This window comes from Bradyrhizobium sp. cf659 (assembly GCF_900113725.1).
In the GTDB taxonomy this organism is placed as follows: Bacteria; Pseudomonadota; Alphaproteobacteria; order Rhizobiales; family Xanthobacteraceae; genus Bradyrhizobium.
In genome coordinates, this window is the sequence record NZ_FOQJ01000005.1 from 445168 (window position 1) to 458247 (window position 13080).

Annotated in this window: 16 protein-coding genes; 7 read left to right on the forward strand and 9 right to left on the reverse strand. The window is 65.5% G+C overall.

Annotation, left to right across the window (positions count from 1 at the left end; genetic code table 11):
* Window positions 1-8 precede the first annotated feature (8 nt).
* The 3 genes from BM118_RS24085 to BM118_RS24095 form a co-directional block, all read right to left on the reverse strand.
* Window positions 9-1034, reverse strand: a complete 1026-nt coding sequence (locus BM118_RS24085) for a histone deacetylase family protein (protein ID WP_092187953.1) — start codon at window positions 1032-1034, stop codon at window positions 9-11.
* 125 nt (window positions 1035-1159) lie between these two features.
* Window positions 1160-2098 (reverse strand): SMP-30/gluconolactonase/LRE family protein, encoded by a 939-nt coding sequence (locus tag BM118_RS24090; RefSeq protein ID WP_092187954.1) that lies wholly within the window; start codon window positions 2096-2098, stop codon window positions 1160-1162.
* The gene (locus BM118_RS24095) at window positions 2055-4127 is read right to left on the reverse strand and encodes a PQQ-dependent sugar dehydrogenase (RefSeq protein WP_092187955.1); all 2073 of its coding nucleotides are present in this window, start codon (window positions 4125-4127) and stop codon (window positions 2055-2057) included. Before BM118_RS24095 ends, BM118_RS24090 begins: the two co-directional genes overlap by 44 nt.
* Window positions 4128-4335: 208 nt before the next feature.
* On the opposite strand from BM118_RS24095, the gene BM118_RS41645 reads away from it, so the two are divergent.
* Window positions 4336-4569: a DUF6894 family protein gene (locus BM118_RS41645; RefSeq protein WP_177234628.1), complete on the forward strand. Its 234-nt coding sequence runs from the start codon at window positions 4336-4338 to the stop codon at window positions 4567-4569.
* 9 nt (window positions 4570-4578) lie between these two features.
* Window positions 4579-4755 (forward strand): hypothetical protein, encoded by a 177-nt coding sequence (locus BM118_RS41650; protein WP_177234629.1) that lies wholly within the window; start codon window positions 4579-4581, stop codon window positions 4753-4755.
* 185 nt (window positions 4756-4940) lie between these two features.
* On the opposite strand, the gene BM118_RS24105 is transcribed toward BM118_RS41650, so the two are convergent.
* A complete protein-coding gene (locus BM118_RS24105; protein WP_092187956.1) occupies window positions 4941-5714 on the reverse strand; it encodes an enoyl-CoA hydratase-related protein in 774 nt (257 codons plus the stop codon).
* A gap of 142 nt (window positions 5715-5856) precedes the next feature.
* Between BM118_RS24105 and BM118_RS24110 the strand changes: the two genes are divergently transcribed.
* Window positions 5857-7446 carry a gamma-glutamyltransferase family protein gene (locus BM118_RS24110; protein WP_092187957.1) on the forward strand — a complete coding sequence of 530 codons (1590 nt, stop codon included), beginning with the start codon at window positions 5857-5859 and terminating at the stop codon, window positions 7444-7446.
* 193 nt (window positions 7447-7639) lie between these two features.
* The gene (locus BM118_RS41655) at window positions 7640-7858 is read left to right on the forward strand and encodes a hypothetical protein (RefSeq protein WP_177234630.1); all 219 of its coding nucleotides are present in this window, start codon (window positions 7640-7642) and stop codon (window positions 7856-7858) included.
* 55 nt (window positions 7859-7913) lie between these two features.
* On the opposite strand, the gene BM118_RS24120 is transcribed toward BM118_RS41655, so the two are convergent.
* The 4 genes from BM118_RS24120 to BM118_RS24135 are packed head-to-tail and all read right to left on the reverse strand — an operon-like array spanning window position 7914 to window position 11387.
* Window positions 7914-9200, reverse strand: a complete 1287-nt coding sequence (locus tag BM118_RS24120) for an NAD(P)/FAD-dependent oxidoreductase (RefSeq protein WP_092187959.1) — start codon at window positions 9198-9200, stop codon at window positions 7914-7916.
* A gap of 12 nt (window positions 9201-9212) precedes the next feature.
* Window positions 9213-9944, reverse strand: a complete 732-nt coding sequence (locus BM118_RS24125; protein ID WP_092187960.1) for an amino acid ABC transporter ATP-binding protein — start codon at window positions 9942-9944, stop codon at window positions 9213-9215.
* Window positions 9941-10594 (reverse strand): amino acid ABC transporter permease, encoded by a 654-nt coding sequence (locus BM118_RS24130; RefSeq protein ID WP_092187961.1) that lies wholly within the window; start codon window positions 10592-10594, stop codon window positions 9941-9943. Before BM118_RS24130 ends, BM118_RS24125 begins: the two co-directional genes overlap by 4 nt.
* Window positions 10595-10622: 28 nt before the next feature.
* A complete protein-coding gene (locus BM118_RS24135; RefSeq protein ID WP_092187962.1) occupies window positions 10623-11387 on the reverse strand; it encodes an ABC transporter substrate-binding protein in 765 nt (254 codons plus the stop codon).
* Between the two features lie 24 nt (window positions 11388-11411).
* On the opposite strand from BM118_RS24135, the gene BM118_RS41660 reads away from it, so the two are divergent.
* Together BM118_RS41660 and BM118_RS24140 are read left to right on the forward strand one after the other, a co-directional pair.
* Window positions 11412-11549 carry a hypothetical protein gene (locus tag BM118_RS41660; protein WP_177234631.1) on the forward strand — a complete coding sequence of 46 codons (138 nt, stop codon included), beginning with the start codon at window positions 11412-11414 and terminating at the stop codon, window positions 11547-11549.
* A 19-nt stretch (window positions 11550-11568) separates the two neighbouring features.
* Window positions 11569-12228 carry a helix-turn-helix domain-containing protein gene (locus BM118_RS24140; protein ID WP_177234632.1) on the forward strand — a complete coding sequence of 220 codons (660 nt, stop codon included), beginning with the start codon at window positions 11569-11571 and terminating at the stop codon, window positions 12226-12228.
* 8 nt (window positions 12229-12236) lie between these two features.
* Here the strand turns inward: BM118_RS24140 and BM118_RS24145 are convergent, their stop codons facing one another.
* Window positions 12237-12683, reverse strand: coding sequence for a GNAT family N-acetyltransferase (locus BM118_RS24145; protein WP_092187964.1), 447 nt, complete (start codon window positions 12681-12683; stop codon window positions 12237-12239).
* Window positions 12684-12813: 130 nt separating this feature from the next.
* Here BM118_RS24145 and BM118_RS24150 point away from each other — a divergent pair.
* Window positions 12814-13080, forward strand: a 267-nt coding sequence (locus BM118_RS24150; RefSeq protein WP_143099512.1) for a transposase, incomplete at its 3' end; no start/stop codon positions are given.

A 13080-nucleotide genomic window follows, 5' to 3' on the forward strand; every position in this document is an offset into this window, starting at 1 on the left:
AGTTTGCCTCAACGCGCCTCCTCGAATCCTGCCAGCACCGAGGTCAGGTTCGCACCCAGGATGTCCGAGAGATAGCCGCCCTCCTGCACGAACACGGTCGGCAGGCCCATCTTGGCGATGGCCTGGCCGATACGGCGGAAGCCCGGCGTGGTGACGGCAAGGCCCTTCAGTGGATCGTGCTCGGAGGCATCGAGGCCGAGGGCGATGACGAGGGCGCCGGGAGCAAAGGACTCGATCGCCTGGCGCGCAACGTCCATCGCCTGGATGTAGCCGTCATCGCCGGTGCCGATCGCCAGGGGGATGTTGAGATTGGTGCCGAGGCCCGGGCCTTCGCCGCGCTCGTGCGCATAGCCCCAGACATAAGGATAATATGCGACAGGATCGGCATGGATCGACACCGTGTACACGTCCGGCCGCGCGTAGAAGATGCCTTGCGTGCCGTTGCCGTGATGGACGTCGACGTCGAGGATCACGACGCGCTCGTGCTTGAGCCGCAGATGTGCGGCTGCGATCGCGCTGTTGTTGAGGAAGCAGAAACCGCCGGCCATGTCGCGATAGGCGTGGTGGCCGGGCGGACGGCAGAGCGCGTAGGTCGCATCCTCGCCGTCCATCACCATCTGCGCCGCGGTGACCGCGACATCGGTCGCAGCGCAGGCCGCGGGCCAGGTGCCCGGGCCGATGGGCGCTGCGGTGTCGGCGGTGTGCCAGCCGAGCTTGCCGACGATGTGGGTTGGATAGGTCGCGGCATGCCGCACGGGATGGATGTTGCCGATCATCTCGGGGCCGGAATCGCCGAGCGCGGTCCAGGCGTCCCAGGCCTCGCTCAGGAACGACAGATATTCCGGACTGTGGATGCGCGCGCGGGGCCCCTGCCCGAATGTCATCGGCTCGACCAGTTGATGCTTGCCGTCCTTCAACCCCTTGAGCAGGCGATCGGCGCGCTCGGGCTGCTCGGTGGTGCGCTTGACGACGCCGCGAACCAGGAAGAATTGCGGATCGTGGCTGCGGTGCAGTTCGGTATGGACGGCTTTCACTCAAACACTCCGTGGTCGCTTTGACGGTGCCACAGATTCTTGATCGCTGCGGCGGCCAGATGCAAGCAAGAAGAATGCCGCCTCTGTCGCACCGCCCTGCGTCGGAAGCAGATCGCCTGTGAAACTCAGCAGCGCCCGCGCTGGAGGCAGTGCTCGCGACCTGGCTGGTCGGTGCGGAAGGCCTCGACGAAGCCGCCCTGGCGCTGCGTGACGAAGACGGTCTTGCCGTCATTGCCTCCGAAGGCGAGGTTGGTCGGCTCCTTGCCCTTCAGGACGATCTCGCGCTCGACCGCGCCATTGGGCTTCATCAGCGCGATCGTGCCCTTGAGAATGCGCGCGACGTAGAGGCGACCGGCAACGTCGGTGCGCAGCCCGTCGACGGTGTCGGGCTGAAACGACTTCACCAGCCTTGCTCCGGTGAGCTCGTTGCCGCTGATCGTGTAGGACCAGATCTGGCCGCTGCTGGACTCGCCGACATAGAGCGTCTTGCCATCGGGGCTGAGGTCGATGCCGTTGGTGGTGCCCATCGCGCGGGGCGCCGGCATCACCTGCCCCTGCACCGTTCCGTCGGCGGCTTTCGCGATGCGCCAGATGTGGCCCTCGCGGCCCTTCCAGTTCGGATCGCTCGCATAGATCGTGCCGTCGCGCGCGAGCGTGATGTCGTTGGGCTGGTTCATCTCGTCGGAGTGAAACCAGACGGCAGGCTCGGTGCTTCCCTTCGCAATGGTGAAGATGTTGTGCTTCTTGTAGTCGGCAATGAACATCGCGCCACTCCGATCGAAACGGATCGCGTTGCCGACGCTGCCTTCGGGGAGTGTCGTGAACAGCTCCGAAGCCGCACCGCCCGCAGGCAGCCTGCCGATGGTGCCGGGCTTGCCGAGATTGACGACGAACAAATTGCCATCGAGATCGACGGCGGGTCCTTCGATGCCGAAAGTGTATTCGCTGGCGGGCGTCACCTGCACGCTGTCGAACAGCCTGGTTTCGGCAGCGGCCGGGGGCGTCGCGATGAGCAAAATGCTACTGCACAGGCACCAGAAATTCCTGCCGGATGTAATAGCCATCGTCGTCGGTGCACTCGCCGTTCAGATAGGGATCGGCCGGCCGGAAGAATCGGCTGAAGCCGGGTTTGTCTACAGCGCTCCTTTGTGTCACGACAACGACCTTGGCAGCCGGTATTTCGCCGCATTCCTTATTGGTCTTGCCGAAGAACTTGCGTTGCGGCGGACCGGCCTTGATCCGCATCCGCGTTCCCGGAACCATCCTGGCGGCGAGCAGGTCGGCGGTGTCGAGCAGACGCGCATAGCCGGGCTCGGTCCTCGGCAGGCTTTCGCCGCCCGGCGGCATCAGTTTCTCCGCGCCGAGACCGCGAAGGCGCATACGCAGCCTGCCGGCATCAGGGTCACCCGGATAGATCCAGCCGTCCTGTGCCAGCATGAAGCGGAGCACGGTTGCGTCCTTCTCTGCGTCTGACTGTCCTGCCTTCAGGCCGAAATCCGAATGGCAGCCGAGGCAATGCTTCTCGACGAGGCCCTTGCGCAGCGTGGTGAGGCGAACGCTGTTCTGCGCGTCCCTGGCGACGAAGGCCGCGAGCTGGTCGATCATCGCCTGGCTGCGCGTGTCGCAGGGCAGCGGCTGAGGCGCGTCGCCCGCGGCACGGTCAATGCGGATCACGGTCTGGTTCTTGTCCTCGACCAGCCAGATCGCGCCGTCCTCGGCGACCGTCATGCCGACCGGCGCGCCTTGCGGCCGCGCGCCGTTGACGCGGTGCCAGCCTGCAATCAGCTCCTCGAACGGCGCGGCGGCGACCTCGCCGGCGTCGGTCTGGAAGCTGTGGGTCGGATCAGCCGCGCAGCTGACGTGGTAGCGCACCGGCGCCGGGCTCGACTTGGGGAAGCCGTGGTCGTCGACATCGTAGACGAGGACGCGGCTGCCGGTCGGACGATAGCCATGCAGGCCGACCAGCAGCTTGCCCTCGAGCTCCGGAAATTTCGCGCCGTGATAATAGAGCATCGCGAGCGGCGCGCCGTGCGGCGGCAGCAGCGAGAACGGCGGCTTGTAGAGCGCATTGGCCGTGCAGAGCGATTTGTAGGTCCCGGATTGCAGCACGATCCTGAATTCGGGGCTCGGCGTCGACAGGTCGTAGCAATAGGGCCAGCCATAATGCCTGCCCTGCTCGATCGCGTTGATCTCCTCGTTGGGCTTGAAGATGTCGGGCAGGTCGCGGCCATTCTCGCCTTGCAGGAAGGCGTAGCCGGCATCCGGGAAGCTCGGATGCAGCGCCAGCGCCATCGAATTGCGCAGGCCGCGCGCATAGACGGTGTGCGGCGGGTCAGGGTCGTTCGGCTTCAACGCCGGGAAGACGCCGCCTGACGGCGGCGTGAACAGCCAGATCGCGGCCATCGCGGAGGCGCCCTCGGCCGCCGCACAGGGTCTTGTGATCGGCGCCTGCGTGATGCAGTCGTCGCTGTGCGAGCCGACATTGACGAACAGCCGGCCGTTCCGGTCGAACACGAACTGCTTGAGCGGATGCGCGCTCTCGTCGGGCCGGGTGCCATCCGGCAGCGTAATCCGGCGGCCGGGCAGGTGACGGATGACGGTCTCGACCGTGCCGCGCGGATTGTCCGCGAGCGGATCGAACCGGAAGATCGCCTCCGCGGTCGAGGCATAGAGCTTCTTGTCCGGGCCGATCACGAGGCCGAACGGGTATTCGAGGCCGGTCAGCAGTTCCTTGAACCGCTGGCCCAAGGGGGCATGCGGATCGAGCAGCAGCAGCCGTCCATCGGTGTGGCCCCAGCCGCCCATGTCGGCGACCACGAACAGGTCGCGGCCGGGCACCTGGACGATCGAACGCGGGAATTTGAGGTGATCCTCCTCGCTGGCGACGAGACCGGCGCAAAATCCGGCCTTCATGTCGATCTGGAGTCTTGGAAAAGCGAGATCGCCGCTGCCGCAGCTTTCCGTGCCGACCGCATAGCCGCTCCTCCTGAGCGACTCGGACGAGGCTGGGGCCAGGCCGAGCAGCACTCCGACGACGGCCGCCGCGAACAAGCGCAGGCCTGGGCGTTCACAGCAGAATGTGAAGTCGTTCACAACAGCCTCCCCGGACGTATCGTCCAGGGTTGTTCCATGCTGCCTCAGCGCCGTCCAGTTGCCCATCACCCGCCTGTGATTAAACCTGTAACGACCTTCGTGCCGACCAATCTCCGTAGATTCCCTTACCGGGCTCGTCCCGAATGTTTCGCGAATGCCTGGGGTGGTATCGGTTTGCCGTCCCAATCGCTTTCTACAGGAGGCGTGTATGGTCCAGATGTATTTCCACTGCTCCAATACCGAAGGCACGCTGATCGATCGGTACGGCACGGCGGTAGCCAATCTGACCGAGGCACGCGACCGCGCCGCCCAGATCATGCGCTCGATGATCCTGACGCCCGGCGCGGAAGACTGGCGCGACTGGGTGATCCATGTCAGCGACGACGACGGCGAGGAGATCTTCGACCTCCCCTTCACCGCCATGCTCGGCAAGCCGCATTGAGGTGATGCCATGCTGCTCGCCTCACTGTGCCTGCTCCGCCAGCCCCTGAGCTTCGTCGCCACCAGATGGCAGACGCTGCTGAGAATTGCCGGCGACCCCTACCGCCCCGAGTTGCACTACATGCGCGGGCCCGGCCCGAAATGGCGCGCCAAGTATCAGGCCAGCCGGCTGAACCGCACGCTCTGAGCGCCCGGGTTTCGCCGTTTTCCCAACAGATCGGCCTCTCCACTCGTCATGCCCGGGCTTGTCCCGGGCATCCACGTCTTGGCGCTCACGTCAGAAAAACGTGGATAGCCGGGACATAGGCGAGCGGAAGCGACGCTGTCCTTCGGACGGCTATGCCCGGCCATGACGACGTGGCGGCAGGGTCCTCACCTCCCCGTAAATCTCGCCTTGCGCTTCTCGACGAAGGCATTGCGGCCTTCGATCGCGTCGGGGCTCTTGCGGATCGTGGCCTGAAGCTCGATCTCGCGGCGGAACTGGGCCTCGTAGGTCGCGTGCTCGCTCTCCTCGACCAGCGCGCGCGTCGCGACCAGAGCGCGCGTCGGACCGTCGGCCAGGCGGTGCGCCAGCGTCAATGCCTCCCCCATCAGCTTGTCATCGTCGACGACCTGCCGCACCAGGCCGATCTCCTGGGCGCGTTCGGCCGTCAGCGGCTCGTTCAGGAGCATCAGCTCGAGCGCGCGCTGGCGGCCGATCAGCCGCGGCAACAGCCAGGTCGAGCCGAGATCGGGCACCAGCGCAATGCGGCTGAACACCTGGATGAAGCTCGCCGACCGCGCCGCGACGATCATATCGCCGGCCATCGCGAGGCTGAAGCCGCCGCCCGCCGCTACCCCGTTGACGGCGACGACGACGGGCACGCGGCATTCACGCAACGCCCTGAAGGCCGGCCAGTAGAAGCGCATCACGCCGGCCGCGATGTCCTCGCCGAGCGCTTCGGCGGCCTTCAAATTCTGTCCCGAGCAGAAGCCGCGCCCGGCGCCGGTGAGGATCAGCGCACGAACACCCTCGTCCTGCGTCATCTCGCCGACGGCGGCCGCCAGCGCGCCGAGCAGGTCCGGCGTCATCGCGTTCAGGCTCGCCGGCTCGTCCAGCGTCAGGATCCCGACGGCGCCATCCCGCGCCTGTTTCACACCAGCCATGCCGCTTCTCCCTTTGGATGTTCTCGTTGGCCGCAATGTGCCATTGTCCGCGCGCTTCGCCAATTGCGGAGCTTTCAGGTCGGCGCAACGAAGCCGAGACCACCGAAGACAAGACCACCGAAGACAGACACAAGACCGCATCATGCCTCACCAGTTCAGCCTCGCCCAAACCGTCCGCAAGCCTGCCGTCAAGTCCAAGGGCGGCATCGTCGCCGCGCAGTCGCGCCGGGCCGCCGAAGTGGGGGCGCAGGTGCTGGCGGCGGGCGGCGATTGCGTCGACGCGGTCGTCGCGACCACCATGGCGCTGAACGTGCTGGAGCCCTGGAACAGTGGCATCGGCGGCGGCGGTGCGATGGTGCTCTACCGCGCCAGGGAAAATCGCTACGAGGTGATCGACTACGGCATGTGCGCGCCACAGAGCCTGCGCGTCGCGGACTATCCGCTCAGCGGCGAAGGCGCTGCCTCCGATCTCTTTCCCTGGCCGCGGGTGAAGGACGACCGCAACGTCCATGGCCCCGGCGCGATCGCCGTGCCCGGCGTCGTTGCCGGCATGGAGGAGGCGCATCGCCGCCACGCCAAACTGCCGTGGAAAGACCTGGTCGCGCCGGCCGCCGCACTCGCCGGCGAGGGCCTGCTCGCCGATTGGTGGACGACACTGACGATCGCAAGCTCGGCGGCCGATCTCCGGCGTTATCCCGCAAGCGCAGCGGCGTTCCTGAAGGACGGCCTGCCGCCGAGCGCGCCTTGGGGCATCAAGTTCGAGACGCGGCTGCCGCAGGACAAGTTGAAGGCGACGCTGTCGCACCTCGCCGAAGCCGGACCGCGCGATTTCTACGAGGGCGATCTCGCCAGGAGCATCGCATCCGACATCAAGGCCGACGGCGGCTCGCTGTCGGTGGAGGATCTCGCCGCCTTCCGCGCCCATCCGCGCGAACCGCTGGCAATTCCCTATCGCAGCGGCAAGGTGGTCGCGACGCCGGAGCTCACGGCCGGACCGACACTGGCGCACGCGCTGCGCCTGTTGCAGCAGAATCTGAAGCCAGGCACCGCGCCGGATGCGGCCGCCTACGCCGAATATGCGCTCGCCCTGCAAGCGGCCTATCGCGAGCGGCTCAAGGACATGGGCGATGCCGACGGCAAGCGCTCGCTCGGCGCCGAATATCTGGCACCGGCGTGCACCACGCATTTCTCCGTCGTCGACCGCCACGGCAATATCGCCGCGGTGACGCAGACGCTGCTCTCGTCCTTCGGCTCGAAATACGTGACGCCGCACACCGGCATCGCCATGAACAACGGCATCATGTGGTTCGATCCGACGCCGGGCACCACCAACTCGCTCGCACCCAGCAAGCGCTGCCTCACGAACTATACGCCCGTCATCGCCGAGACCGGGGACGGCAAGCGTCTCGCCATCGGCGCCTCCGGCGGCCGCCGCATCCTGCCCGCGGTGATGCAGCTCGCATCCTTTGCGATGGATTTCGGCATGGACCTCGACGCGGCGATCCATCAGCCGCGCATCGACGCCAGCGAGGGCGCGGTCGTGATCGGCGATATCAGGCTGCCGGCGGACGCCCGCAAGGCGCTCGCGGCCCGCTTCGACTATGAGGAGACGCAGGTGCAGGCCGTGCCGATGAAGTTCGCCTGCCCGAGCGTGGTCATGCGCGACGGCGACACGAATTCGGGCGCGGTCGAGATCTTCCAGCCGTGGGCCGATGCGGTGGCGGAGGCTTGAGTCCGTTGGCGGGAGCGCGTGCCAGCGGTGAACCGCGGGCACGTCGCAAGCGAGGATGTGCCAGCACGCGTTGAGCCGATGCGCGATCGCGCATCTTCGCGAGCGTCACGACTCCTCCACATTTGCAGGGAACTTAGCTACGCGTCGTTCGTTCATCGAACGGACAAATGCGCTCGCCCCTCTGGAGGACTTGATGAAGAAACTTGCGCTCGCCGCGTCGCTGATCGTTGCAGCCGGCCTCACATTTACCAGCCCTGCCCTGGCCAAGGGCGGGCATGGACACGGGCACGGTCATGGCCACGCGATGGGCCATCATCACCATGGCACGCCGCCCGGATGGTATCACGGGCGCAAGGTCGGCTGGCGTGGCATGGGCTGCCCTCCCGGCCTTTGGAAACAGGGCCGCTGCTAAGAAGCCGGATCGGCACGACCGTGCGCCGTCCCTCAAAGGGGCGGCGCATTCCTTTTTAGATCCCCAAGCGGTCCCGCACCCGCCCTGTGATGACCGCAGTCGTCACCCCCACCGGCCAGAATGCATGCATCGGGATCGGCTTGATGCCGGTGACGGGCATGTCGATCTCGGCCTTGGCGCCGCCGATCAGGCGGCGGGCAAGCTGCGCGCCCATCGCGGTCGAGAGCGCGACGCCGCGGCCGTTGCAGCCGAGCGAGATCAGGATGCTCTCGGCGGGCTCATGCACATGCGGATAATGGTCCTTGGTGATCGCGAGCCGGCTATTCCAGCCATGGGTCCAGGCAACGCCTTTGAGTTGTGGCCATAGCCGCTCGGCGTAGCGCATGAGATAGGCGACATCGTTCGGCGAGTTGATCCAGCGCATCGGGCCGCGGCCGCCCATCAAGAGACGGTTCTGCTGGTCGATGCGGTAATAGACCGTGATGTGGCCGCTCTCGTAGAGAACGGGGCGCGTCGGCATGATCGAACGGGCGATCTCGTCGGAGAGCGGCGCGGAGGCGGCGATCGAGGAAAACACCGGCACGATGGTGCGGCGAAGCGCCGGCCAGAGATCATCGGTGAAGCCGTTGGTGGCGAGCAGCACCTTGTCTGCACGAACGACCGCGCGCGGCGTCTCGATGCGCCAATGCGCACCGTCGCGGCGGAGCGACAGCGCCGGCGTCTCGCCATGCACCTTCGCGCCCGCCGAAATCGCCGCGCGCGCGAGACCGCGGGCGTAGCTGAGGGGATGCAGATCGCCGCCGCGCGTGTCCAGCATGGCGCCGATATAGCGGTCGGTGCCGGTCATCCCGCGCAACTGCTCGCGATTCAGGTACGACACCGGCATGCCGCGGCGGATGCATTGCTGCGCGGTCTTTTCGATCGCGGCAGCGCTGGCCTCGTTATAGGCCGCACGCAGCGTGCCGTTCTGCCGCGCCTCGCACGGGATCTGGTAGCGACGGATCAGCTCGTGGGTGAAATTCGTGGTGCCGTACGAGAACTCGATCACGCGGCGGCCGAGTTCAGTGCCGAAATCAGCCTCGATCTGATCGGGGTCGTGCTTCAAGCCGGGATTGGTGTGGCCGCCATTGTTGCCGGACGCGCCCCAGCCCGGCTCCTGCGCCTCCAGCACCAGGGCCTCGACGCCCTGCTCCGCCAGATGCAGCGCGGTTGACAGACCGGTATAGCCGCCGCCGACGATCGCGACGGAGACGGTCTTGTCGATGTCGAGCGGCGGCGTGGCAACCGGCGCCACGGCGGTGTCGGCATAGAGCGAGGGCGGCAGAGGCAGGCGCGCAGTCATGGCGAAGACCGATCAGAGCGGATGCAACACACGGCGCAGGAAATCCTGCGTGCGCGGGTGCTGGGGTTGGTTGAGCACCGATTTGGCCGCCCCCTGCTCGACGATGACGCCGCCGTCGATGAACAGCACGCGGTCGGCGACGTCGCGGGCGAAGCCCATCTCGTGGGTGACGACGACCATGGTCATGCCGTCATCGGCGAGCTTGCGCATCACGCCGAGGACGTCGCCGACGAGCTCGGGATCAAGCGCCGAGGTCGGCTCGTCGAACAGGATGGCCTTGGGCTGCATCGCGAGCGCGCGGGCGATCGCGACGCGCTGCTGCTGGCCGCCGGACAGCTGCGGCGGGTGCGCGTCGGCTTTCTCGGCGAGGCCGACCTGGGCAAGCAGCGCGCGGCCGCGCTCGAGCACCTGCGGACGCGGCTCCTTCTTCACATAAAGCGGCCCCTCGACCACGTTCTCCAGCACCGTGCGATGCGGAAACAGGTTGAAGCGCTGGAACACCATCGAGACCTGGGTGCGGACTTTCACGATCGACGGCGCATCGCGCTCGACCTTCAATCCTTCGACGCTGATCTCGCCACGGTCGTAGCTTTCCAGCCCGTTGATACAACGCAAAATGGTCGACTTGCCGGAACCGGAGGGGCCGACGATGCAGACCACCTCGCCCTTCTGCACGGAGGCCGTGATGCCCTTGAGCACCTCGTTCTCGCCGAAGCTTTTGTGAACGTCGCTGAGCTCGATCATTTCTTGCCTGCCCGCTTTTCGAAGTGGCGAACCAGCAGGATCAGTGGAATGCTCATGGTGAGGTACATCAGCGCGACCAGCGTGAACACATTGGTGTTCTTGAAGGTCGAGGACGCAATCAGCTTGCCCTGAAGGGCGAGCTCGGCGACCGTGATCGTGGAGGCCTGCGAGGAATCCTTCAGCATCATGATCATGACGTTGCCGTAAGGAGGCAGCACGATGCGCACCGCCTGCGGCAGCACCACGCGGCGCATCGTCAGCCACCAGCCCATGCCGATCGACTGCGCCGCCTCGATCTGGCCCTTGTCGATCGCCTCGATGCCGGCGCGGAAGTTTTCCGCCTGATAGGCCGAATAGGCGATGCCGAGCCCGAGGATCGCGGCCTGCAAGGCCGACAGCGTGACGCCGAGATCGGGCATCACGAAGTAGAGGTAGAACAAGAGCACGATGATCGGGATACCCCGGATCACGTTGATCAGGCTGGCGCTGAGCATCGACAGCGCCTTGATGCCGGAGACCCGCATCATCGCCCAGACGAGACCGAGCACCGTCGAGAGCAGCAGCGAGCCGATGGTGACGACGATCGTCAGGGCGACGCCGTTCATCAGGATCGGGAGGAACTCGGCGGCGTCGTGCCAGAAGCCTTTCATCGGGCAGCCTTCGATCAGCCTCTAACGATCAGCCCTGAGCCTTCTGGCCCCATTTTTCGAGGATCTTGTCGATGGTGCCGTTGGCCTTCAGCTTTGCCAGCGAGGCGTTGATCTTGCCGAGCAGTGCGCTCTCGCCCTTGCGCACGCCGATGCCGACCGAACCGACGGTGACGGGCTTGTAGCTGTCGACGAGCCGCACCTCGGGAAAACCGCCCTGCTTCAGGTTGTAGGCGAGGATCGGATAATCGGCGAAGCCGGCCTTGAGGCGGCTGGTGTTCACGTCACGGAGAATGTCGGGGATGGTGTCGTAGGCTTTGACGTCGGCAAACAGGCCGGACTTCTTCAGCGCGTCGACGAAGGCAGTACCGACCTGCGCGCCGACCGTCTCGCCCTTCAGATCCTCCTGTGTGGCATAGGCTTTGGCGTCGCCCTTCGGCACGACGAGACCTTCACCATAGGTATAGATGGGGTCTGAGAAGTCGATGACCTCCTTGCGCGGCGCAGTGATGAACATCGCAGCCGCAATGATGTCGATCTTGCTCGAGGTCAGCGACGGGATCAGCGCCGAGAACGCCATCGGCTCGATCTGCAAGTTGAGTCCGGCGTCCTTGCCGATCTCGGTGACGAGATCGACCATGATGCCCTGGATGGTGTTGGTCTTGGTGTCGAGGAAGGTGAAGGGAATGCCTGTCGGCGTCGAGCCGACCTTCAGCACCTGCTGCGCCGAAGCCGGCACGACCGCAGCCATCGCGAGCGCCGCGACCGCGGCCTGGACAAAACGCTTCAACGCCATCGCATTCCCCTTTGGGTCCGGCCGATGGCGGCGCTCGCAGATGTCTTGATCGCAGACGTTGCGGGCCAAGCCGTTTCGGCCTATTTTCACCAATATGAAAATTTGGTCACACTTTCGCAGGTGATGCAAGCGGTTTTCATGCACATGAAGGAAGCGGTTTGACGTGAGCGGTGGCAAAAGAATGCGCAAACCGGCCGCCGCAAAGCCGGCCAGGAAGCTGAAGGCCAAGAAGGTGTCGGCCAAGGCCGTCACCAAGCCGGACGAGCCCGCGATGGATGTCGCGGTCGGCCGCCGCATCCGCGATATCAGGCGCGTCAGGCAATTCTCGCTGGAAACGGTCGCGGCGCGCACGGATCTGTCGATCGGTTTCCTCAGCCAGATCGAGCGCGGCCTGTCGTCGCCGTCGCTACGCGTGCTGGCAACACTCGCCGACGTGCTCGGCGTCGGCATCGCCGCGCTGTTCGGCGCAAGCCCGAGCGCCGACGGAGCGTCCGACCAGGTGGTGACGCGCGGACTTCAGCGGCCCGAGCTGAAGCTGTGGCGCACCGGCGTCTCCAAGCAATTGTTGAGCCCGGCCAGCGCCGACAACCGCCTCAACCTGTTCCTGGTGCACCTTGAGCCCGGCGGCTCCACCGGCGACGAGCTCTACACCCATGACGGCGAGGAAGCCGGCCTCGTGCTCGAAGGCGAGATGATGCTGACGGTGGACAGCGAGACGTGGTCGCTGAAGACGGGCGACAGCTTTCGCTTTGCGAGCCGGAGGCCGCACCGGTTTTCCAATCCGGCGCAGGATGCCAAGGCGGTGGTGCTGTGGGTGAATTGCGTGACGGCGGCGGGGTAGCTCTGCCGTCAGGCCGACCGATAGACGTCCGGCCGAAGCACCTCCATGAAGCGCGCCGGGCTTCCGATCTCCTTGAAACCGAATTGGCTATACAAGCCATGCGCGTCTGACGTCAGCAGCAGGAAACGCCTGAGACCCTGAAGGTCTTCGTGTTCAACGACACGACGCATCAATTGCTTGGACAGACCCTTGCCGCGATGCGCTTCGAGGATGAAAACGTCGGCAAGCAATGCGAACGTCGACCTGTCCGTGACGACGCGGGCAAAGCCGACTTGCGCGGCGCGATGGTACACACCGAAGCAGAGGGAATTTTCGATCGCCCGCTCGACGGTAGATCGTGGGATCCCGCGCGACCAGTAGCTGTCTTCCGCCAGGAATTTGTGAATGATTGTCACATCCAGCCGACCCGCGTCGGCCGAGATCTCGTAGTCAGAGAGAAACTGCTCCGTTTGCATTCACCTGGCTCCTTCTTGTGTCCACGCGACGCGATCCTGACCCTCATCCTGAGAGCCTGACCGAAAAAGGTGAGCGGCTTTAGCTGGCCTGTGATTCCTTCGGATTTGCAAAGATTCGAGGGAGGACACCATGCCGTGGACCAAAGCCGCTCGTATCAAGTATCAGCGCAGTGGACTGCGTTACACAAGTGATCTGACCGATGCAGAGTGGGCGTTGATCTCCCGGAAGATGCCGCCGCGACGGCGATTGGGCCGGCCGCGGGAGGTTAATCTGCGCGAGATCGTGCAGGCGATCTTCTATATTCTGTCGAGCGGCTGCCAGTGGCGAGCCTTGCCGAAGGAGTTCCCGCCATACTCGACGGTTCAGGGCTATTTTTACGCTTGGCGCGACACGGGT